The 22007-nt window shown below is 59.1% G+C and carries 23 protein-coding genes; 14 read left to right on the top strand and 9 right to left on the bottom strand.

Annotated features, from left to right (window positions below; all coding sequences use genetic code 11):
* The first annotated feature begins 92 nt into the window (after positions 1 to 92).
* Positions 93 to 341 (top strand): hypothetical protein, encoded by a 249-nt coding sequence (locus tag ATE40_RS24075; RefSeq protein WP_071891971.1) that lies wholly within the window; start codon positions 93 to 95, stop codon positions 339 to 341.
* Here the strand turns inward: ATE40_RS24075 and ATE40_RS07325 are convergent.
* Both ATE40_RS07325 and ATE40_RS07320 read right to left on the bottom strand, forming a co-directional pair.
* Positions 305 to 1507, bottom strand: a complete 1203-nt coding sequence (locus ATE40_RS07325) for a tyrosine-type recombinase/integrase (RefSeq protein ID WP_084799130.1) — start codon at positions 1505 to 1507, stop codon at positions 305 to 307. The genes ATE40_RS24075 and ATE40_RS07325 overlap by 37 nt on opposite strands.
* A 349-nt stretch (positions 1508 to 1856) precedes the next feature.
* A complete protein-coding gene (locus ATE40_RS07320; RefSeq protein ID WP_063919306.1) occupies positions 1857 to 2480 on the bottom strand; it encodes a hypothetical protein in 624 nt (207 codons plus the stop codon).
* A 247-nt stretch (positions 2481 to 2727) separates the two neighbouring features.
* Between ATE40_RS07320 and ATE40_RS24595 the strand changes: the two genes are divergently transcribed.
* Together ATE40_RS24595 and ATE40_RS07310 are read left to right on the top strand one after the other, a co-directional pair.
* Positions 2728 to 2925, top strand: coding sequence for a hypothetical protein (locus ATE40_RS24595; protein WP_156785411.1), 198 nt, complete (start codon positions 2728 to 2730; stop codon positions 2923 to 2925).
* A gap of 106 nt (positions 2926 to 3031) precedes the next feature.
* Entirely contained in the window at positions 3032 to 3721 is a 690-nt protein-coding gene (locus ATE40_RS07310; protein ID WP_019454910.1) for a MarC family NAAT transporter, read from the top strand.
* Positions 3722 to 3755: 34 nt separating this feature from the next.
* Here the strand turns inward: ATE40_RS07310 and ATE40_RS07305 are convergent, their stop codons facing one another.
* The 6 genes from ATE40_RS07305 to ATE40_RS07280 form a co-directional block, all read right to left on the bottom strand.
* A complete protein-coding gene (locus tag ATE40_RS07305) occupies positions 3756 to 4889 on the bottom strand; it encodes an ABC transporter substrate-binding protein (protein ID WP_025159920.1) in 1134 nt (377 codons plus the stop codon).
* A 148-nt stretch (positions 4890 to 5037) separates the two neighbouring features.
* Positions 5038 to 6321 carry an SLC5/6 family protein gene (locus ATE40_RS07300; protein ID WP_025159921.1) on the bottom strand — a complete coding sequence of 428 codons (1284 nt, stop codon included), beginning with the start codon at positions 6319 to 6321 and terminating at the stop codon, positions 5038 to 5040.
* A gap of 257 nt (positions 6322 to 6578) precedes the next feature.
* Positions 6579 to 7916, bottom strand: coding sequence for a c-type cytochrome (locus ATE40_RS07295; protein WP_063919305.1), 1338 nt, complete (start codon positions 7914 to 7916; stop codon positions 6579 to 6581).
* Between the two features lie 12 nt (positions 7917 to 7928).
* Positions 7929 to 9710, bottom strand: coding sequence for a GMC family oxidoreductase (locus ATE40_RS07290; protein WP_025159923.1), 1782 nt, complete (start codon positions 9708 to 9710; stop codon positions 7929 to 7931).
* Positions 9711 to 9712: 2 nt separating this feature from the next.
* A complete protein-coding gene (locus ATE40_RS07285; protein WP_015377689.1) occupies positions 9713 to 10438 on the bottom strand; it encodes a gluconate 2-dehydrogenase subunit 3 family protein in 726 nt (241 codons plus the stop codon).
* Between the two features lie 307 nt (positions 10439 to 10745).
* Positions 10746 to 11411 carry a transglycosylase SLT domain-containing protein gene (locus ATE40_RS07280; protein ID WP_025159924.1) on the bottom strand — a complete coding sequence of 222 codons (666 nt, stop codon included), beginning with the start codon at positions 11409 to 11411 and terminating at the stop codon, positions 10746 to 10748.
* Between the two features lie 109 nt (positions 11412 to 11520).
* Between ATE40_RS07280 and ghoS the strand changes: the two genes are divergently transcribed.
* The 6 genes from ghoS (at position 11521) to ATE40_RS07250 (ending at position 16606) form a co-directional block, all read left to right on the top strand.
* Complete coding sequence (gene ghoS / locus ATE40_RS07275) at positions 11521 to 11820, top strand: type V toxin-antitoxin system endoribonuclease antitoxin GhoS (RefSeq protein WP_025159925.1); 300 nt, start codon at positions 11521 to 11523, stop codon at positions 11818 to 11820.
* Between the two features lie 131 nt (positions 11821 to 11951).
* Positions 11952 to 12896: a metal ABC transporter substrate-binding protein gene (locus ATE40_RS07270; protein WP_019454903.1), complete on the top strand. Its 945-nt coding sequence runs from the start codon at positions 11952 to 11954 to the stop codon at positions 12894 to 12896.
* Complete coding sequence (locus tag ATE40_RS07265; RefSeq protein WP_019454902.1) at positions 12893 to 13783, top strand: manganese/iron ABC transporter ATP-binding protein; 891 nt, start codon at positions 12893 to 12895, stop codon at positions 13781 to 13783. Before ATE40_RS07270 ends, ATE40_RS07265 begins: the two co-directional genes overlap by 4 nt.
* Positions 13783 to 14643, top strand: a complete 861-nt coding sequence (gene yfeC, locus ATE40_RS07260) for an iron/manganese ABC transporter permease subunit YfeC (protein WP_019454901.1) — start codon at positions 13783 to 13785, stop codon at positions 14641 to 14643. The genes ATE40_RS07265 and yfeC overlap by 1 nt, the downstream gene beginning before the upstream one ends.
* Positions 14643 to 15497 (top strand): metal ABC transporter permease, encoded by an 855-nt coding sequence (locus ATE40_RS07255; RefSeq protein WP_063919304.1) that lies wholly within the window; start codon positions 14643 to 14645, stop codon positions 15495 to 15497. The genes yfeC and ATE40_RS07255 overlap by 1 nt, the downstream gene beginning before the upstream one ends.
* 239 nt (positions 15498 to 15736) lie before the next feature.
* Complete coding sequence (locus tag ATE40_RS07250; RefSeq protein WP_025159926.1) at positions 15737 to 16606, top strand: fructosamine kinase family protein; 870 nt, start codon at positions 15737 to 15739, stop codon at positions 16604 to 16606.
* Positions 16607 to 16644: 38 nt separating this feature from the next.
* Here ATE40_RS07250 and ATE40_RS07245 read toward each other — a convergent pair whose 3' ends face one another.
* A complete protein-coding gene (locus ATE40_RS07245; RefSeq protein WP_004931453.1) occupies positions 16645 to 17205 on the bottom strand; it encodes a YniB family protein in 561 nt (186 codons plus the stop codon).
* Between the two features lie 193 nt (positions 17206 to 17398).
* Between ATE40_RS07245 and ATE40_RS07240 the strand changes: the two genes are divergently transcribed.
* From ATE40_RS07240 to ATE40_RS07225, 5 genes are all read left to right on the top strand, one after another.
* Positions 17399 to 18679 carry an HdeD family acid-resistance protein gene (locus ATE40_RS07240; protein WP_063919303.1) on the top strand — a complete coding sequence of 427 codons (1281 nt, stop codon included), beginning with the start codon at positions 17399 to 17401 and terminating at the stop codon, positions 18677 to 18679.
* Positions 18680 to 18747: 68 nt separating this feature from the next.
* Positions 18748 to 19413 (top strand): hexitol phosphatase HxpB, encoded by a 666-nt coding sequence (gene hxpB / locus ATE40_RS07235; protein ID WP_019454897.1) that lies wholly within the window; start codon positions 18748 to 18750, stop codon positions 19411 to 19413.
* Positions 19414 to 19472: 59 nt separating this feature from the next.
* Positions 19473 to 19766 carry a hypothetical protein gene (locus ATE40_RS24590; RefSeq protein WP_156785410.1) on the top strand — a complete coding sequence of 98 codons (294 nt, stop codon included), beginning with the start codon at positions 19473 to 19475 and terminating at the stop codon, positions 19764 to 19766.
* A 71-nt stretch (positions 19767 to 19837) separates the two neighbouring features.
* A complete protein-coding gene (locus ATE40_RS07230; protein ID WP_049212644.1) occupies positions 19838 to 20386 on the top strand; it encodes a metal-dependent hydrolase in 549 nt (182 codons plus the stop codon).
* A gap of 181 nt (positions 20387 to 20567) precedes the next feature.
* On the top strand, positions 20568 to 21959 hold the full coding sequence (locus ATE40_RS07225) for an L-cystine transporter (protein WP_019454895.1): 1392 nt from the start codon (positions 20568 to 20570) through the stop codon (positions 21957 to 21959).
* Positions 21960 to 22007 lie beyond the last annotated feature (48 nt).

Genomic DNA, 22007 nt, shown 5'->3' with positions numbered 1-22007 from the left:
ATTTCGCTCAGGTCGAACTGCTCGGCATTTCTTTGCCGCGATTCAACTACACGATCGGCATGCTTAATGGGCGCTTTACAGAGAGATAAGCCATGACTAAGAGCAACCTGCCAATTCAGCCAGTATTGATCACCCGCGAAGGTATACAGCAGCAGTTGGGCGGTATATCAAGAACCACCTTTTGGCGCAGGAAAAAACAGTGGGAAAAGGCTGGCACACCGTTCCCTAATCCCGCCCCTGGCACCAATCCCATCCATGGCGGCGAGCAGTATAGATATTGCGACGTGATACGCTTTTTCCGCGCTCAAGGCCTCATTGATGAAACGCAAGACGCCACATGATCAGCCCAGATATCCAGAGCATTTTGCTGCTCTTTCAGATATGAATGCTGGTCGTATACGGCCATCTCACCACCAAGTTTATGCCCCAGAACTTTTTCTGATACATGGGGCTCTATTCCTAACTCGCTCATTTTCGTTTTTGCCGTGCGCCGCAAGTCATGCATAGCCCAGTCATAAACCCCCATCTCATTTCGCAGTTGCTCCGCCATGTTTAAAAGGACGCCGGCAGACATTGGCCGATCGCCTTGCACGATAGCTGGCGGGAAAAGTTGGTTGATGTTAGGGAATAATTCCATTGCCTCCTCAATGAGCTTTACAGCGTCCTCAGAAAGCCCTCTCACAAACGGCTGGCGTGTTTTTGAATGTTCTGCAGGAACACGCCACGTTCTATTTTTTAAGTCAAACTCCCCCTTCCTTGCTTTCCGCAACTCAACACCACGACACCCAGTTAGAAGAAGTAATTTGATGAATATTTTATTCTGATGGTAAATCCTGGATGACTCTAGGGTTAGCCAGAACCTACCGATCTCAGCATCACTAAAATAGCGCTTCCCAGTCCCTACCGGTTTTCCTACGTCGCTAATGCGTAGTGCTGCCAAAGGGTTTATGCGAATCTTTTCCGTCCGTAGGCAATACGAGAAGACCTGCTTTATCTTAGAAAGCATGATTCCTGCGAACGTTTCAGCGCCACTATCCCGCATCCTTTTGAAAACTGGCTGCCAGTGAGATATCTGCATCTCATCAACGATCATGCTGCCAACAAAAGGCGTGATGTGCCTGGCGAAAGCTCTCTCCCAGTACTGCAGTTTAACAAGGCGCTGAGCCTGTGCGCTGGCAACCCAATGGGACAGGCAGTCTTTTACTGTGGGGGCGCCAGCAATTTCCGCTAGCGTCATGGATTTCACTGTGATGGGGTCTTTCCCTTCTGCCAGGACGCGTTTGGCTTCTTGAACCATATCGCGCGCTTCTTTGAGCGAAATCTCGTCGTAACTTCCAAGTGTCATGCGACGCGCCTTACCTGCGTACCGGTAACGGTACTGGAAGACAATCAACCCAAGTGGTGTTATGCGGATAGACAGGCCGCCGCCGTCAGGCATCTCGATCAGTTTTGGGATGGGTTTTCCATTAAGCTTGCGGAGTTTGGCATCGGTGAGCACTGTGTACATCTCCAATTATGTACACAGGTATGTACACAATTTTAGTGGCTTGGATTGAAATCACATGAAACAGATTGAATCACTAGCCAAGGGCTTTTTCAAGCGCCACAGTGAGTTGATGGGAGGATTTGAAACAGAATGGAATCACGTGAACTGCCGAGCATTGCTTACACGACAGATCACATGCAGTACGAAAATTGGGTTTTGGGTTTGGTCAGCCAGGTTTCAGATCTCGCCCACAATTGCCAGATTGAAACCTCACTGGGTATACAGAATGGAACGCATACCTTCTCAGCCGCATTCGGCTAAGCGAATAGTATCACTAAAATTGTTCCGGATAAATAAAGTGCCGCCGCCCTCACATTTTCGCTTTATTCGACACAAAAACGCTTTTCAGGTAGCTGAAGGTGGCCAACAGGCACAGGCCGTAACCCAACAGTTCGCAGCCTTCTTCCACCATGTTTTTCACCACCCGGTTGTAACCGTCCAGCATCAGCGTTTGCCACAGCGCACCCATGCCGAACAGGCGTGAAAACACCAGAATGCACAGCAGACCGGCACACATCATGCCGTAGCCGGGATGCGTCGCGAAATAGGCCAGCCCACGCACCGTCGCCGCGACGTGCCTTGCGGCATGCCACAGACAGGCCAAGGCGACCGCCAGCGCAAACCACACCCAGGCGCCGTGCCACAGCGCGTCGAAGGCGAAATCCATCTCGCGGATCAGCATGCAGAGAAAGAAGCCGCCGACCAGCATCCAGGCGGAGCGGCGTTCAGCCTGCCGTCTGCCCGCGGCGAAAAAACCGCCGGCGATGGCGAGCAGCAACAGCTCCTGCGCCACTTCGGTCAGCGAGGTTTCATGCACGAAATTATGCAGCCAGTGCACGTCGATAAACACCAGGCCGACCAAGGCCGCCAAAAAAGCGCCGGAAAGCGCGAAGGCGCCAATTTTCCCCAGTAAAAGTTTCAGTTCGTCTTGCATAGTCAGTCTCATTCTTGTTTTAAAGCGCGCCTATGGTAGGCAGCTGAGCCTGCAGGGTGTAGCAATTGATGCGAAACGTCGGCCTTTACCGGCCAACTGCGGCGAAAAAGGCCATAAAACACAAAAAATGTGCGCATTTTCCAGGCACCGCTCGCTTTGTCGCCGGCGTTTGGCGGCATACCGGCTTCGCGTGGCGATCTTCGCCGCCAGCCGCTATTCTGAAACCAGTCTGTTCCAATCGAGACTTATGCAGAAGATGAACCGGTTACTCGCAGTCCTCGGCGTAGTGTGCGCGGTATTGGCGACCTTGTATGGGCTGGTGCATTTTGGCGCGCGTTCGGTGCCGCGGGCGATCGCGGTCAACGAAGCGCCGCTGGGGTGTGAGGATGAACCAGAACTCACCGCCGAGTGCAGCGGTGAAGATGAAGCGCCCGCCGACGGTTAATTAACGTTACGAGCTATCCCCATTGCCGCCGGCCGTACGGCAGGCTAGGCTGTGGAGCTCATGGGCCGCCGCCTGGCGGCTTGAACGTTGCACAGGGAGTTATTTTATGACGGGTATTTTGCAGTTATTCCAGGCCATCGGACTGGGTTTGGTGCTGCTGTTGCCGCTGGCCAACCCACTGACCACGGTGGCGTTGCTGCTCGGGTTATCCGGCAATATGACGCGTGAGGAGCGCAATCAGCAGTCGCTGATGGCCTCGGTTTATGTGTTCTGCATCATGACGGTGGCGTTTTACGCCGGCCAGGTGGTGATGAACACCTTCGGTATTTCGATCCCCGGCCTGCGCATCGCCGGCGGCCTGATCGTCGCCTTCATCGGTTTCCGCATGTTGTTCCCGCAACAAAGCGCCGATGAGGCGCCGGAGGTGGAGAGCAAGTCGCACGAGCTGCGCCATAAGACCTCGGCCAACATCGCCTTCGTGCCGTTGGCCATGCCGAGCACCGCCGGGCCGGGCACCATCGCGATGATCATCAGCTCGGCGTCGAGCGTCAAAGATAACACGCTGGGTTTTGAACCCTGGGTGCTGGCCGTGGCGCCGGTCGCCATCTTCCTGACGGTCGCGGTGATCCTGTGGGCCTGTCTGCTCAGCTCCGGCGCCATCATGCGGTTGGTGGGGAAAAGCGGCATCGAGGCGATCTCGCGCCTGATGGGCTTCCTGCTGGTGTGTATGGGCGTGCAGTTCATCATCAACGGCGTGTTGGAGATCATCTCCACCTATACGCCGGCCGCCGCCTAAGGATCAAAAACGGGCGCGATCGCGCCCGTTGCCGTTATTTCCCCGCCGGCGCCTGCGCGCCCAAAATGCCCTTGCCTTCCGGCACTTCGGTAAAACGACTGAGGATCTCGCTGTAGGTCTTGGCCGGGTCCAGATCCGGGAACTGCGCCGGATAGATAAACTTCGCCAGATACTCCAGCCCGACAATATTGTACGGGTGGTTGTAGAAGTTATGGTAGATGCCGTAGAACCGCCCCGCCTTCACCGCCGACACCTGAGAGAAGCCCGGGCGCTGTTTCATGCGGTTGAAAGCCTCATCCACCTGCTGCTGCGTCACGCCGTAGCCGAACGGCACCGCGGCGTTGGTCTTGCTGGCCCACTGCGAGCCGGAAACGATGTAGGCGTCCGGCTTCATGGCAATCACTTTTTCCAGCGCGACATCGCCGGTCGCGCCCGGCAACAGCGCGGAGCCGATGTTGCGCGCGCCGACCGCCTCAACCAGCGCCCCCCAGCCGACGTGCGCATGGGTGAAGCAGCAGGATTCCAGCCCGTTCAGGCCGGCCTTGGCTTCGAAGAACACCTGTGGTTTGGGTTCCACCGCCTGCGTCTTGGCCAGAATCGCCTGATAATGCTGCTGATAATAATCGGTATATTGCCGGGCCTCGCTTTCGCGGTTGAGGGTTTCCCCCAGCAGCGTCACGCTTTTCGGCGTGTTTTCCACCGGCTTGAGCATGGTGTCGATGAACAGCACCGGCACGTTCAGCGCCTTCAGCCGATCCAGCACGCCGGTCTGGCTCAGCGAAGGCTTGGAGCGCAGCTGGGCGATCATCAGATCGGGCCGCTTGGCGATCACGCTCTCCAGGTTCACTTCGCCCTTATCGCTGAATCCCATATCGATGATGTTTTTCGCCGCCGGCCATTTGCTCTGCAAGATATCCCAGGTCGCCGCATCGCTTTTCTTCAGCAGGTTATTCCAGGCCACCAGCCGGCCGAACGGGTTGGCGCGATCGAGCAGCGCCAACGTGAGAATGTCGCGCCCGTCCTGCACTACGATGCGTTTCGGCTCTTGCGGGAGGGTGATCGTCTGGCCGGAAGTGTCGGTCAGCGTCAGCGGATAAGTGGTGGCCATCGCCGGAGAGGCGAGCAAGGCGGCGCAAACCAGCGCCGGCAAGGTGATTCGACGGTGCACGAAAACTCCTTAGTCAAGAACGCAATCGGGAAATACTAATGAGAATGGCTTGCATTATCAAAGATAACGCCCGGCAAATCGGCGATTAATTGCAAAGGGATGTGTAGAGGGTCGTTAAGAGGCGCGCCGGAAGTGGCGCGCCCAGGGATCACACCAGGCCGTAGATCAGCGCCGACAGCGCGATCAGGCCCATCACCAGCACGAAGACGTTGCTCGCCGCGCGGTATTGGCGCATCGCCGGCACCGCACGCACGGCGTACATCGGCAGGATGAACAGGATCGCCGCAATCAGCGGGCCGCTGATGGTTTCGATAATGTGCAGCGCGCTGGGGTTCCACACCGTCGCCGCCCAGGTGAGCAGGAACAGCGATACCGCGGAGATGCGGTGCGTCAGGCGCGAACTGAGCGGCTTGCCGACCGCGCGCGTGACGCCGTCGATCAGGCTGGTCGCCCCTTCCGTCACCCCCAGCGAAGTGCCGAGATAGGACTTGGCCATCGCCAACATCGCCATCACCGGGCCAAGATAGGCGATCAGCGGATTGGAGAACTTGTTGGCCAGCGTAGTCAGCACGGTGATGTTCTGCTCCTTCGCCTGCAGCATGTCTTCGTGAGACAGGCTCAGCACGCAGCTGAACACGAAGAACAGCACGGTGACGCAGATCAGCACATAGCTGTAACGCATGATGCGTGCGCAGCGGCGTTCCGCCTTGTCGCCGTACAGGCTCTTCTGGGTCGAGGCGAAGGAAGAGATGATCGGCGCATGGCTGAAGGAGAACACCATCACTGGCACCGCCAGCCACAGCGAATGCCACAGCCCCGGCGTGTCAAAGCGGGTGGCGGCCAGGCCGTGAACGAAGTTGGCGGTATTCCAGCTCGGCATCAGATAGAGCGAAATGCCCATCAGGAACACCAGCAGCGGAAACACCAGCATGCCCATCGCCGCCACGATGCTGTCTTTGCCGCGCAGCAACACCAGATTGAGCACCACCACCACCGCCAGGCTGAGCCAGATGCGCGGCAGCGGCGCCACGTGGAACTGGTGGATCAGGAAGCTGTCCAGCGCGTTGGTGATCGAAATGCTGTACACCAGCACGATCGGGAAGAACGCCATCAGATACAGCACCATGATGATTTTGCCGGCCAGCACGCCGAAGTGTTCCACCACCACATCGTGAATGTTGCCGTCGCGGCTGGAGCCGGAAAGCACGAAGCGACTGAGCGCGCGGTGCGGCAAATAGGTCAGCGGGAAAGCGAACAACGCCATCAACAGCAACACCAGCGGGCCGTTCAAGCCGGCGTTGATCGGCAAGAACAGCGTGCCGGCACCCACCGCGGTGGCATAGAGACCGAACATCCAGACGGTGTCGGTTTTGTTCCATTTGGCAGGCTGAGCGGCCGTCAGCGTGCCTGAATCGGGAGAAATCGTACTCATGAGACAGTCTACCTTAATCTGCGGCGCCAACGATTGCGCCTAACGGGATATCCTTCTCCGCGAATTTTTTAATAGTAATCAGTGAATTAAAGCGATATTTCATACTTACGCCTGATGAAAGGACGGCAAAGGATAATGAAAAATCCGCTGCGGGTCTATGTTTTATCGGCCAAGCGAACGATTTGCGAACAGGAAATGCTGAAAAAACCGGCGCAGGCAGAAAAAACTAAGGGCCCCTTGCGGAGCCCTTAAGCGGTTTATTTCTTCGCGTCCGGGTGGTCCGGCACCTCGGCGCTGCCCATCTCCTTCTCGTCGCGGATCATCGAGCGGTCTTTACGCACGTCGGCCACGTCGGAGGCGCTCACCGGCTTGGCGCTGTTGCCCCAGCTGGAACGGATGAAGTTCACCACGTCCGCCACCTGCTGATCGTTCAGACGCCAGCCGAACGGCGGCATGGTGATGTTGGATACCGCACCCTGCACCGCCGGCGTGGTGTTGCCGGTCAGCACGATGTGGATCAGCGAGGTCGCGTCCTCGGTCTGCACCACCGGATTGCCCTTCAGCGACGGGAAGGCACGCTTGTAGCCCACGCCGTCGGTGCGGTGGCAGGCCGCGCAGTTATCGACATACAACGCCGCGCCTGGCTTGCTGTCGTCGCCACGCCACAGATCCTTGGCCACGCTGTCTTCGACCGGCGCCGCCTGCTGCTTGCCGTCTTTCGGCGGCAGCGATTTCAGGTAGCGTGCGATGGCGGTCAGATCGTCGTCGCTCAGGTATTGCAGGCTGTGTTCCACCACGTCGCTCATGCCGCCAAACACGATCGCCTTGTCGTTGCGGCCGGTTTTCAGGAACTCGGTCAGTTCGGCTTCGCTCCAGCTGCCCAGGCCGTCCTTACGGTCACCGCGCAGGCTGGAAGCGACCCAGCCGTCGATCGGCGCGTTGCTGCCGGACAGGTAGTCGTCGCTGTCGCTGTTGCTCAGCGCTTTTTCCTGCATGGTGATGCTGCGCGGGGTATGGCAGGCGCCGCAGTGGCCCAGGCCTTCCACCAGATAGCGGCCGCGCTCAATCACCGGATCGGCCTTGGCGTCGGCGACGAAGTCCGCCGGCGACGGCGCGAACATACCGCGCCAGATGCTCAGCGGCCAGCGCATCGACAGTGGCCACGGGATGTCGGAGTCCTTGTTGGCCTGCTCCACCGGCTGCACGCCTTGCATGAAATAGGCATACATGGCGCGCATGTCGTCCTCTTTCACCAGCGCGAACGACGGGTACGGCATCGCCGGGTAGAGCGTGCTGCCGTTTTTGGCTACGCCCTTACGCACCGCGTTGTCGAAATCCTCGAAGCTGTAATCGCCGATGCCGGTTTTCTTGTCCGGCGTAATGTTGGTGGAGTAGATGGTGCCGATCGGCGTCTCCATCGCCAGACCGCCGGCGAAGGTCTTGCCGCTCTTGCCGTCGGTATGGCAGGCCACGCAGTCCCCGGCGCGCGCCAGGTATTCACCGCGCTTGATAAGCTCGCTGCCGACGGTGGCGTCCTGCGCCCAAACGGAAAAACTCACTGCACTGAGAACCAGTGCCGGTACAAATGCTTTCATCGTTCGCCGTCCTTATGCCTGCACCAATGGGCCTGGGTTTTTCAGATACTGCTCGCGAATGGCGCGGGCAGACCAGTAAGCCAACGCCGCCACGGTGCCGGTCGGGTTGTAGCCCAGCCCCTGCGGGAAGGCCGATGCGCCGATCGAGAACACGTTGTGCACGTCCCAGCTCTGCAGATAACGGTTTACCGCGCTGGTCTTCGGATCTTCCCCCATCACCGCGCCGCCGTTCATGTGGGTGGTCTGGTAACTGGTGGTATCGAAATGGCTGTTGGCGTTTTTCGGGCTGCCGGCGATCAGTTTCGGGTTCATCGCCTTGGCGATCGGCGCCATCTTGTCGTACATGAACTGCGCCATCTTGATGTCGTTCTCCTGCCAGTCGAACGTCATGCGCAGCAGCGGCTGGCCGAACACGTTCTTGTAGTTGGGATCGAGATCCAGATAGTTGTTGCGGTACGACTGGTGCGCGCCGTGGGCGTCCATCGAGACGTGGTGGGTGTAGGCATCCGCCACCGCCGCTTTCCACTTGCTGCCCCAGGCCGGGGTGCCCGGCGGGGTCGGCAGGCCGGAGATCGGCTTGGTGCCCGCCTGGTTGACCCAGAACGGCGAACCGCCGACGAAGCCTTCTTTGGCGTGATCGAAGTTGTCGGCGTTGAAGTCGTCCACGCCCACGCCGTTGCCGCCGGCGCCGATGAACGGGTTGGTGAACACGTCTTTATCGAAGAACGCCTTGATGGTGGTCATGTTCTGGTAGGCGAAGTTGCGCCCGACCACGCCTTCGCCGGTCACCGGATCGTAAGGCTTGCCGATGCCGGACAGCAGCATCAGGTGCACGTTGTGGAACTGGAACGCGCCCAGGATCACCAGATCGGCCGGCTGTTCAAGCTCGCGGCCCTGCGCATCGACGTAGTTCACGCCGGTGGCGCGGGACTTGTCGTCGGTCAGGTTGACCTTCAGCACGTTGGCGTTGGTGCGCAGCTCGAAGCGTTTTTCCATCCGCAGCGCCGGCAAGATGTTGACGTTCGGCGAGGCTTTGGAATACATGTAGCAGGCATAGCCGCTGCAGAAACCGCAGAAGTTGCACGGCCCCATCTGCGCGCCGTACGGGTTGGTGTAAGAGTCGGAGGTGTTGGCGGACGGCAGGTTATAAGGGTGGTAGCCCACTTCCAGCGCGGCTTTCTCGAACAGCTGGGCGGAGTAGGTATTCTTCTGCGCCGGCAGCGGGAAGTCGCTGGAGCGATCCGCCGCAAAGCGGTTGCCGCCCTTCTGCGCCACTTTCTGCCCCTTGATGGTCCAGGCGGTGCCGGAGGTGCCGAACACTTTCTCCGCCTTGTCGAAGAACGGTTCCAGCTCGTCGTAGGTCACGCCGAAGTCCTGGATGGTCATGTCCTTCGGAATGAAGTTTTTGCCGTAGCGCTCTTCATAGTGGCTGCGCATGCGCAGTTCGATCGGATCGACGCGAAAATGCACGCCCGACCAGTGCAGGCCGGCGCCGCCGACGCCGGTACCCGGCAGGAACGCCGCCAGCTGGCGATAAGGCACCGCGGTCTGGCTGCTGTTGTGGCGAATGGTGACGGTGCTTTTCGACAGATCCTGGAACAGCTTGCGCCGGATGTTATAGGTCAGCTCGTCGATCACCTGCGGATAGGAACCGTCCGGATAGGTGTCGCGCATCGGGCCGCGCTCCAGCGCCACCACGTTGAGGCCGGCCTCGGTCAGCTCTTTGGCCATGATCGCGCCCACCCAGCCGAAGCCGACGATCACCGCGTCTACTTTTTTCATTACCGTTGCCATGATTAGCCCCTCTCCCCACGAATCGATACCGGTGGGAAGGGATAACGTTCCCCTCGCTCAACCCAGTCCATAAAATCGGCGCGCGCGCCCGGAAAATTAATCAGCTTCCAGCCAACCATGTCTTTGTTACCGCCATGGATCGGATCGCTGAAGAAACCTTCACGGGTGTTTTGCAGCAGATAGGAGAAGAACAGTTTCGACGGCAACTGCTGGAATTCCGCCTCGCCGGATTCGAACTTTTGCAGCATGGCGTCTTGCTGCGCGCCATCCAGTTCGGCGAAGGGCTTGCCGGCGGTTTTTTTGCTGTAGGCGTCGGCGTCAGCGATGCCGAGGTTGTAGATCTGCTTGGGCACCAGCGGCAGCTGATAGCCCATCTCCTTCGGCACATCGGGGTTGAACGGCCCCTGCATATACCAGATGGAGCCGGTGGCGTACGGAGTGTTCATCTGACGATCGATAAACTCCGGCACGCCGGCTTCCAGCGCGCCGGGGCCGCGATCGTCGGCCGGGATCAGGCGCGCGACGGCGGCCTTGATGAAGGCCCACTCTTCCGGGGTGAAAAAGGTCGGTTGGTAATCGTTCTGCGTTGAAGTGTTCGAGGCAGCGACCGCCGGTGTCGGTGCCGTCAGCGCGCCAACGCCGCTGCCACCAATTACCGCCGCAGGAATTAAGGTCATCGATTTCAACAAGAAATCGCGCCGCGAATTGTTGGTTTTATGATTCGACATGTCACATTCCATCCAAAGATAGTCACAACTATTTAACCGCAACCTTGCGATCGATACGGGTTTTTAAAATAATTTGTTACTTATTTGTATATTTATTGAAGGTCAGAATGCGCGCAAAAGCAAAAATGTTACCGGTAACTTATTGAATGAACGTAAAGATTTATCTGCTAACGTAAATTTAACTTTTTGTGCGGTTTTTTCGATAAGCGGTGAGGAAATAACGAAAAATGAGAGGTGTGTCGCGCTCTGAAGCGACAACGGAAAGCAAATCGGCCGCGTTTTGCGGCCGATTCGACAGGATGAAGGGTTACTGCGACATCGCCTGGTAGGCGGTGGTCACCTTCCACAAATAGCGCGGCGCCTGCGGGGCCGGGTGCTTTTTCTGGATGTGCTGATAAAACTCGTCGGGGCTCATCTGATTGATGCGATTAACCGCCACGCGCTTGTCCGAGGAGAAGGTGCGCAACATGGCGCCCGCCCCGTTCACGTACGAAACGATGGTGGCATAACGCAAAGTCTGTGGGTTGTTGATCCCGGCTAGCTGCTGGCTTTGAAGAATATTGATATAGGCCGTTCCCAGATCAATATTGACCGCCGGATCCTTCAGCTCACGCGAGCTGGGCTGCCCGCTTCGTCCTTTCATGCGATAGGCGTCGCGGCCGGCGGTAGAAGCCTTAAGCTGCATCAATCCCACTGCGTTCGAGGTGCTGACCACGTTCGGGTTAAACCCGGACTCCACCTGAATAATCGCTTTAATCAGCGTTTCGTCGACGCCATAGTTGCTGGCGGCCTGACGAATGTAATCGTTATAAACAACCGGAGTGCCTGTGCGGTTTACCGGTGCCTGCGGAGGGGGTTTTAACCAGCCGCCGCGCGTTGTGCCACTGCCTGAAATGTTGCTTGCCGTTTGCGGGTCTTTGGCGCACCCCGACAAAAGCAAAATTGCCGTAAGGCAACCTATTTTTGTTTTCACAGAATCCCTCACTCCTTTCAATGAGTTGCGTAGCATATACAACTTGTAAGGACACCTGCAGTAATTTTTTGGACTAATCTCAAGCTATCCATATACCAAGAGGTGATTTATGAGTCAATCTGCAACAAGCTGCTTTGTCGTGACTTTTCGCTATCAGGAAGAGGGATTGACCGACCTGGCCAAGCTGACCGGGCAATTGACGCGTGAGGGTTTTGTCACGTCGGTGACAGATGAAAATGGCGTTCACCACGAACTCGGCAGCAACAGTTTTGCGTTCATAACCGTTCTGGATCAAGAAGATGTACAGCGCCTGGCGCAGGGGTTCGGGCAGTTGGCATTGGGAAAACAGCCGGAGGTGGCGATCTGCACCTGTCAGGACTACCTTCAGCGGTTACATACTGATACATAAAATGCTATAACTCCCCGGACGGTATTATTTTTTCAGTTGGAGAAATACCCCGCCGGCGGTGGGCAAGTGACGCTTGACTTCGCTTCAATTGATATTGATAATCATTTTCATTTGAACCAGGAGACGTCATCATGCCTTTGATTAATTGCGTTTTTCGTCGCGGTCGCCTTCCCCGCGCCGCCGCACTGTTGCGCCCCTTCACGCTCGCCTGTTTATTGCTGGGCGCCGCCTTGGCCAGTCAAAACGCGTTGGCGGAAAAAAAGCTGCGCGTGGTGACCACTTTTACCATCATTCAGGACATCGCCCAGAACGTGGCGGGTGACGCCGCCGTGGTGGAATCCATCACCAAACCGGGCGCCGAGATCCACGACTACCAGCCCACGCCGCGCGACATCGTCAAGGCGCAGCACGCCGACCTGATCCTGTGGAACGGCATGAACCTGGAACGTTGGTTCCAACGTTTCTTCGAGAACATCAAACAGGTGCCGGCGGCGGTCGTAACCGAAGGCATCACCCCACTGCCGATCCGCGAAGGGCCGTATAACGGCAACCCGAACCCGCACGCCTGGATGTCGCCGAGCAACGCGCTGGTGTATATCGAAAACATCCGCAAAGCGCTGGTGGAGCACGACCCGGCCAACGCGGAAACCTATAACCGCAACGCCAAGGCCTACGCAGAGAAAATCGGCGCGTTAGACGCCCCGCTGCGCGAACGCCTGGCGCGCATTCCGGCCGCGCAGCGTTGGCTGGTGACCAGCGAAGGCGCCTTCAGCTACCTGGCGCAAGACTATCAGTTGAAAGAGGTTTACCTGTGGCCGATCAACGCCGACGAGCAAGGCTCACCGCAGCAGGTGCGCCGGGTGATCGACGCGGTGCGCGCTCACCATATTCCTGTGGTGTTCAGCGAGAGCACCATTTCCGACAAGCCGGCCAGACAGGTGGCGAAAGAAACCGGCGCCAAATACGGCGGCGTGCTGTACGTGGACTCGCTGTCCACCCGCGACGGCCCGGTGCCGACCTATATCGACCTGCTTAACACCACCGTGCAAACCATCGCCAAAGGATTCGATCAATGAGCCATGAGCCGTTTGTCCGCCCTGAGCTGAACGTGGACGACGTAACCGTGACCTACAACAATGGGCACACCGCCATTCATAACGCCAGCTTCACCCTGAGCGGCGGTTCGATCTGCGCGCTGGTCGGCGTCAACGGCAGCGGCAAGTCGACGCTGTTCAAAAGCATCATGGGCCTGGTCAGGCCCACCGCCGGCCAGGTGTCGCTGAGCGACAAACCGGTGGCGGACGCGCTGAAAAAGAACCTGATCGCCTACGTGCCGCAAACCGAAGACGTCGACTGGAACTTCCCGGTGCTGGTGGAAGACGTGGTGATGATGGGCCGCTACGGCAAGATGAACTTCCTGCGCATTCCGTCGCGTGAGGATCGGCTGCGGGTCGACAAGGCGCTGGAGCGCGTTGGCCTGAGCGAGCTGCGCGGCCGGCAGATCGGCGAGCTGTCCGGCGGCCAGAAGAAGCGCGTATTTCTGGCGCGCGCGCTGGCGCAACAGGGCACGGTGCTGCTGCTGGACGAGCCGTTCACCGGCGTGGACGTGAAAACCGAGAATGCGATTATCGAGCTGCTGCGTGCGCTGCGCGACGAGGGCCATCTCATTCTGGTCTCCACCCACAACCTCGGCAGCGTGCCGGAGTTTTGCGATCGGGTGATCCTCATCAACCGCACGGTGCTGGCCGCCGGCCCGACCGAAACCACCTTCACCCAGAGCAACCTGGAGCAGGCGTTCGGCGGCGTGCTGCGCCATATCAACCTTTCCGGCCCGGATCTGCACGACGATAACGATCCGCGCACCGTCACGGTGTTGACCGACGATGAGCGCCCGGCGGTGTTCTACGGCCATACCAAGAGCGATCCGCCGGCCAACAGCCAGGCCAGGGAGAAACAATCCTGATGCTGGACCTTCTGCTGCAACCTTTCGGTTATAACTACATGGTGAAGGCCATCTGGGTCAGCGCCATCGTCGGTGCCGCCTGCGCGTTCCTGTCCGCCTACCTGATGCTGAAAGGGTGGTCGCTGATGGGGGATGCGCTGTCGCACTCGGTGGTGCCCGGCGTGGCCGGCGCCTACGCCCTCGGCCTGCCCTACGCCGCCGGCGCCTTCTTCACCGGCATGCTGGCGGCGCTGGCGATGACGCTGGTGCGCCACATCACCCGGCTGCGCGAAGACGCCATCATCGGCTTTATCTTCTCCACCTTCTTCGCCGTCGGCCTGCTGATCGTGTCGCTCAACCCCACGTCGGTCAACGTGCAGTCGATCATCTTCGGCAATATCCTCGGCATCGCCGACGAAGACGTACTGCAGGTGGAGATCATCATCGGCGTCTCGCTGCTGATCCTGTGCCTGGTGTGGAAAGACCTGCTAGCGGTGTTCTTCGACGAAAGCCACGCGGTGTCGATCGGCCTGTCGCCGCTGCGGTTGAAGATCCTGTTCTTCACCCTGCTCAGCGCCTGCACCGTCGCCGCACTGCAAACCGTCGGCGCCATTCTGGTGATCGCCATGGTGATCACCCCGGGCGCCACCGCCTACCTGCTGACCGATCGCTTCAGCAGGCTGGTGATCATCGCCATCATCATCGGCGCGCTGACCAGCGGCGTCGGCGCCTACCTGAGTTTCTTCCTGGATGGCGCCACCGGCGGCGTGATCGTTACCCTGCAAACGCTGGTGTTCCTGGTGGCGTTCCTGTTCGCGCCGAAACACGGCCTGCTGGCGGCCAAGCGCCGCGTGGCGCAATCGCAAACTGGAGGCCGCTGATGGACACCCTGTATCAACTGCTCAGCGAACCCTTCGCCTACCCGTTCATGCAGCGGGCGATCGTCGCCGCCATCGTCACCGGCGTGGTGTGCGCCGTGCTCTCCTGCTATCTGGTGCTCAAAGGCTGGTCGCTGATGGGCGACGCCATCTCGCACGCGGTGCTGCCCGGCATCGTGGTAGCGTTCGTGGTCGGCATTCCGCTGGCGATTGGCGCCTTCCTCTCCGGCATCTTCTGCGCGGTAGCCACCGGCTACCTGAAAGAGAACAGCCGGGTGAAAGAGGACACGGTGATGGGCATCGTCTTTTCCGGTATGTTCGCCTTCGGGCTGGTGCTGTTCTCGCGCATCGACACTGACCAGCATCTGAGCCACATTCTGTTCGGCAACATGCTGGGCATCACCGACGGCGAACTGAAACAAACCCTGCTGATCGCCGGCATCACCCTGGCGGTGGTGTTGCTCAAGCGCAAAGACTTCATGCTGTACTGCTTCGATCCGCACCATGCGCGGGTGATTGGCCTGCCGGTCAAGCTGCTGCACTATGGGCTGCTGTGCCTGCTGGCGATGACCATCGTCGCCTCGCTGCAGGCCGTGGGGGTGATCCTGGTGATCGCCATGCTGATCGCCCCCGGCATCATCGCCTTCATGCTGTGCCGTCGCTTCGATCGCATGCTGATGGTGGCGACGGTGGTGTCGGTGTTCTCCTGCGTGCTCGGCACGCTGATCAGCTTCCACATCGACGGCGCAACCGGGCCTTGCATCGTCATCGTGCAGGCCGTGCTGTTCGTGATCGCCTTGTTGTACAGTAAATTACGCCCGTTACAGCGTAACCAAACCGCGCTCACCGGCGGTTAATTCCCCCGATGCGGCGAAGCCTTCTGCTCGCCGCATCACATTCCCCCCGCTCATTGCGTCGTTGTCATCAAGTTGCAATCGGTATTGCGCTTAAATTAATCAATAGGGTATATACTTTGAGCTGGCGAGGCGCTGAAAAAATCGCCGTCTTTGACGCCGGCTGTGCGCCGCGTCGTGTTTTCACCAAGGGAAAGACGCTAACCTAATGAATTATCAGGCAGCACAGAGGGGGAAATACCATGTGGCAAGCCGTTAGCCGTCTGTTAAGTGAACATCTTGGCAGCGCAGAGATACGCGAAAGGATTGAACTGCCCGGGGGCGACATTCACCCGGCGTGGCGCGTGAGTTACGGTGACAACGAGGTGTTCGTGAAATGCGACGCCCGTGAACAACTGCCGATATTCACCGCCGAGGCCGATCAGCTGGCGTTGCTGGCGCGCAGCAAAAGCGTGCGGGTGCCGGAGGTGTACGGCGTCGGCAGCGATCGCGACTACAGCTTCCTGCTGCTGGAGTATCAGCAGCTGAAACCCCTCGATGCCCACGGCGCCTACTGCCTGGGCCAGCAGCTGGCGCATCTGCATCAGTGGAGCGAGCAGCCGCAGTTTGGTCTCGACTTCGACAGCGATCTGACCACCACGCCGCAACCCAACGCCTGGCAACGCCGCTGGTCGGAATTCTTCGCCGAGCAGCGCATCGGCTGGCAGCTGCAGCTGGCTGCGGAGAAAGGCATGACCTTCGGCGACATCGACGACATTGTCGATCGGGTGTATCTGCGCTTGCAGCACCACCAGCCGCAGCCTTCCCTGCTGCACGGCAACCTGTGGCCGGGCAACTGCGCGATGACCGCCAACGGGCCGATACTGTTCGATCCGGCCAGCTACTGGGGCGACCGAGAGTGCGATTTGGCGATGCTGCCGCTGTATCCGGAGCTGCCGCCGCAGATCTACGACGGCTATCAGAGCGTATGGCCGCTGGGGGCCGGCTTTATCGAGCGTCAGCCGCTGTATCAGCTGTACTACCTGCTCAACCGCAGCAACCTGTTCGGCGGCCAGCATTGGGTGGCGGCGCAGCGCGCGGTAGAGGCGCTGCTGCAGCCGGAAGCGTCGTAATCAGGTTCCGGGGCGCCGATCGGCGCCCCGTTCAGGGTTCAGGCCGCGCCGGCCAACTGCCCCAACAGGCGGATCACGAACCAGGCGATCACCGCAATCACGATGGGCAGAATGTACAGCGGGAAATACTGCAGGAAAATGGTGTGGTGCGGCAGCGTGATGCGTTCCTCCAACTGCTGACGCGTGTGCCCTTCGCTGCCTTTGGCCTGCTCCAGGATCATCTGATCTTCCAGCCCTTCGCGAATGAACTTGACCTGGCGCGACATGCGCGCGCCGGAAGCCTGCAATGCCAGCCCGACGAAGATCAGTATATAGATGATGATGAACATCAAATTGGCGCCGCTGAACAGGCTTTTATCCACGTCCGGCACCGGCGAGTTGTACCAGAAAAGGTTCAGGAACGGCGTATTGAAACGCACCATGTCCACCATCACGTGGACAAAATCCAGCATCACTGCGTTGATGCCTTTGGTTTTTTCACTGTGCTGATAGATAAAGCCCAGCACGGAAATCAGCGTCGACAGCAACGCCGGGATAAAAACCACCCATCCGAGAATGCGTTTCAAAATGGCGATACGCCCGGCCTGTTGATACGTCATGTGTTCCCCTTGTTAGCGACGTAACCGAATCGGCTAAGTCTACCTGCAGTTGGCGAAACTCGCCCACCGTTTTCTTCATTCCCGCTGTGCTACAAGCTTAGCCGAATTCGCCGAAATCAACTGCTTAACGATGTCCGGGCACTATTATTGAAATATTGAAAAGATAACGCTATCCCTTTGGGCAGAGGCCGCCATGATTCGACTGATTATCTTATTGCTGGGCGCGCAGGCACTGCACGGCCAGCGCCGCCTGCTGGTGCTGTTCGGCTGGCTGTGGATAGCCGCGGGGGCGCTGATGCTGTTCGACATCCTGCAAGATGGCCGGTCCATGCTGGCGCTGGATGCGCTGGCGGTCATCCTGGCGCTGGAGGGGCTGGTGGCGATATCCGCCGCGCTGGTGATCGGTTCCTCCGCCAGCCGGCCGGTGCTGCTTAAGGGGCTGGGCTTCGTGTTTATGGCCTTTTTAATGTTGGACGTGCCCGCAGACGATAACATCGTCGCCACCGTGATGTTTGGCAGCGCGCTGCTGCTTGACGGCGCCGTGCGCATCGCCTCCTCCACGGTGATTCAACACAGCCGATGGAAGACCGTGGCGCTGGCGGGCGGCGGCGAGATCCTGCTTTCGTTGATGATTTTTATCGGCTGGCCGGCGCCGCATCGGATGACGGTGCCCTTTTGCCTCGGGGTAATGATGGTGCTTTCCGGCTGGGCTTTATTGCGCATCGCCCGCAGACTGACGAGCTTCTCTCTGAATCAGCCCCCAGCGCAGCGGCCAGCGCCCCCGACCTCGGAGGCCACGCCGCTCACGGTGTATGTCTGGACACCGCTTGGCGCGGCTAAAGATCCACGCCGGCGTTACATCGTCGATCGATATATCGCGGCGGTCGACGGTGGCGGCAATATCTCCACCGGCCATGCCGCTCTGGCGCTCGCGCCGGACGTGTATATCAGTCACTACCCGCTCAACGACATCAGCCATTCCGTTCAGGATTTCCGCCAGCTGCTGCACGCCGGCGAACAAAACAACGTCGACGGGCGTTTCCTGCCCGACCTGCCGGGCGAGATCGCCGCCTGGTGCCCGCCGGACAAAAAAATTCAGTTCTGTCGCTATAACCCGGCGGCGCTGCGCGCGTTCTGGCTGCGCTATCGGCAGGACGACACCTACAACCTGACACGGCGCAACTGCTCCACCACGGTCATCGCGGCGCTCGACAGCGCGCTGGAAGGCGTGCTGGGCGATAAACACCTGTGGCGCCGCTTTCTGCTGCTGGTGCTCGATCCCAATCTGTGGATGCTGGCGGTACTGCGCAGCCGCGGTGAAAGCATGACCTGGACGCCAGGGCTGGTGCTGGATTATGCGCGCATGCTGCAACAGGTTTCCGAGCGCCAACACCAACGCTGGTGGCTTAAGCTGCGCGAGATGTGGACTATTCTGCGCTTTGGCAAAAACCCAACGCGCAGGCAAAGGTTTTAGTCTCTCCGTCGGCGATGATAAAGTGTCGGGCACATTCATCCATCCGCGCCGGCAGGAGTTAACCGCTAATGGCTTATTCGCAACGCATTGAAACCGCAATTTTTGATATGGACGGCTTGTTGATCGATTCGGAACCGCTGTGGCTGCAGGCCGAGCTGGATATCTTCGGCGCGCTGGGACTGGATCTGTCCGATCGTCACAAGCTGCCGGACACCCTGGGGCTGCGCATCGATCTGGTGGTGAAAATGTGGTATCAGGCGATGCCCTGGCAAGGGGTTTCGCTTGATGAAGTATCAGCGCGGATTATCGAGCGCGCCATCGAGCTGGTGCACGAGACGCGCCCGCTGCTGCCTGGCGTCCGGCAGGCGCTGGAGCTGTGCCGCAGTCAGGGGTTGAACGTCGGCCTGGCCTCCGCCTCGCCGCTGCACATGCAACAGCAGGTACTGAAGATGTTCGATCTTGAAGGCTACTTCGATCAATTGGTTTCCGCCGAATACCTGCCGTACAGCAAACCGCACCCGGAGGTCTATCTGATCGCCGCCGAACGCCTGGGCAGCGATCCGCTGCGCTGCATCACGCTGGAAGACTCCTTCAACGGCATGATCGCCACCAAAGCCGCGCGCATGCGCTCCATCGTGATCCCGGCTGCCGAATACCGCCACGATCCGCGCTGGGCGCTGGCTGACCACCAGTTGGAGACGCTGGAACAGCTTACTCCCGCCCACTTCGCCTGATCCTGCGGCGCCGGCCACCGGCGCCCTGGTTTTCCTCATCGCCGACGGCCAAGAGATCCGTGCCGCAAAATAAACGAAACGCCGTTTCATTATTATTGAATTGCCGTGACGTTCTCATTATGCTGGACGGCAGGGAAAGCGACGGTCCGCGCAGCGTTGTCACTGCCACACAGCGCTGTTCAAGGCCGCCGCTTCCTCCCGCCGCACGCCGAAAAACCGCCCTCGTTGCTTTCCGTTTCACTCTCTCCAGCGCCGCCTTTTTGTTTTCGCCCGTCAAAATCGATGATTTGTTACGCATTGACGTAACAAGCCGTTGTAAAAACGGGGAAAACAAACAATTGGTTACAGGGTAACTGCTTCCACTACTGGGAATTTTCCCATATACTGGATAAATTAACAGTTTACCAGCCGGAATCGCAACAGCATGACCGCGGAAGGACATCTTATATTCTCTGTCGCTTGCGCGATCTTCGCCAAGAAGGCGGAAGTGACGCCAGAGCTGGCTACCGGCGACTGGTGGCACATCATACCCGCTGCGCTGCTGACCTCGCTGCTACCGGACATCGATCACCCCAAGTCGGTGCTGGGCCAGCGTCTGCGCTGGCTCGCCATTCCCATCGCCCGCGCCTTCGGCCACCGCGGTTTCACCCACAGCCTGCTGGCGATCGCCGGCGGCATGGCGCTGTTTCAGCTGGACGTGCCGCGCAGCTGGCCGATCCCGGCCGATGCGCTGCACGCCATGATCATCGGTTACTTCAGCCACCTGCTGGCCGATATGCTCACCCCCGCCGGCGTTCCGCTGCTGTGGCCGTGCCGCTGGCGTTTTCGTCTGCCGCTGCTCAACTCGCAAAAAGGCAACCAACTGGAGCGCGTACTGTGTCTGTGCCTGGTGGCCTTCGCCATCTGCTGGCAAGGTGATTTCACCCTCCCGGTGCAATCCTATGTCGAGCAAATCAGAAATATCAGGCTCTGATCACAAAAAATCGTTCAACCCATCACCCATGCGTATATAAAAAGAACAAAAACGCGCAAAAAGCTATATCAAATTCCATTTGGATATAAGTAGCCCACTCAGCAAACTGTTACGATATTTACATCGCGACATACGTGATGCGTAGTCGTTTTTATAAGAAAGATTATTGGAGACATTGGGGATGAATCTTCCGCTCGTGATTAACGTGCTGGTGTTTGTCGCGCTCCTTTTGCTGCTGGCGCAAACCCGCCACAAGCAATGGAGCCTGGCGAAAAAAGTGCTGGTCGGCCTGGTGGTCGGCGTGGTGTTCGGTCTGGGCCTGCAGCTGGTGTACGGCTCCGACAACCCGGTGCTGAAAGAATCCATCAGCTGGTTCAACATCGTCGGCAACGGCTATGTGCAACTGCTGCAAATGATCGTCATGCCGCTGGTGTTTGCCTCGATCCTGAGCGCGGTCGCCAAACTGCATAACGCCTCTTCTCTGGGTAAAATCAGCGTTCTGACAATCGGCACGCTGCTGTTCACCACGCTGATCTCGGCGCTGGTGGGCGTGCTGGTCACCAACCTGTTCGGCCTGACCGCCGAAGGCCTGGTGCAGGGCGCGCAGGAGAGCGCGCGTCTGACGGCGATCCAGACCAACTACGTGGGCAAACTGGCCGATCTGACCGTGCCGCAGATGGTGCTGTCGTTCATTCCGAAAAACCCGTTCGCCGACCTGACCGGCGCCAGCCCGACTTCGATCATCAGCGTGGTGATTTTCGCCACCTTCCTCGGCGTGGCCTCGCTGCAGCTGCTGAAAGACGACAAGCCGAAAGGCGAGCGCGTACTGGTGGCTATCGACACCCTGCAAGCCTGGGTGATGAAGCTGGTGCGTCTGGTCATGAAACTGACGCCATATGGCGTGCTGGCGCTGATGACCAAAGTGGTCGCCGGTTCCAACATTCACGACATCGTCAAACTCGGCAGCTTCGTGGTGGCTTCGTACATCGGCCTGGCCATCATGTTCGTGGTACACGCCGCTCTGCTGGCCTTCACCGGCGTTAACCCGCTGAAGTTCTTCCGCAAGGTGTGGCCGGTGATCACCTTCGCCTTCACCAGCCGCTCCAGCGCCGCCAGCATTCCGCTGAACGTGGAAGCGCAGACCCGTCGTCTGGGCGTGCCGGAATCCATCGCCAGCTTCTCGGCGTCGTTCGGTGCCACCATCGGCCAGAACGGCTGTGCAGGCCTCTACCCGGCGATGCTGGCGGTAATGGTTGCGCCGACCGTCGGCATCAACCCGCTGGATCCGGTATGGATCGCCACCCTGGTCGGCATCGTCACCATCAGCTCCGCCGGTGTGGCGGGCGTGGGCGGCGGCGCCACCTTCGCTGCGCTGATCGTGCTGCCGGCGATGGGCCTGCCGGTGACGCTGGTCGCGCTGCTGATCTCGGTCGAACCGCTGATCGACATGGGCCGCACCGCGCTGAACGTCAACGGCTCCATGGCGGCAGGCACCATCACCAGCCAGCTGATGAAGCAAACCGACAAAGCCGTGATGGACAGCGAAGACGAAGTCGAATTGGCGCATCGCTAACGCCGTCTCATAACGAAAAAACCGGGGATAATCCCCGGTTTTTTTATG

The sequence above is a fragment of the Serratia surfactantfaciens genome, from assembly GCF_001642805.2.
Lineage (GTDB): Bacteria > Pseudomonadota > Gammaproteobacteria > Enterobacterales > Enterobacteriaceae > Serratia > Serratia surfactantfaciens.
The sequence above is the reverse complement of the archived record's forward strand: the minus strand, read 5'-3'. Positions and strand labels throughout refer to the sequence as shown.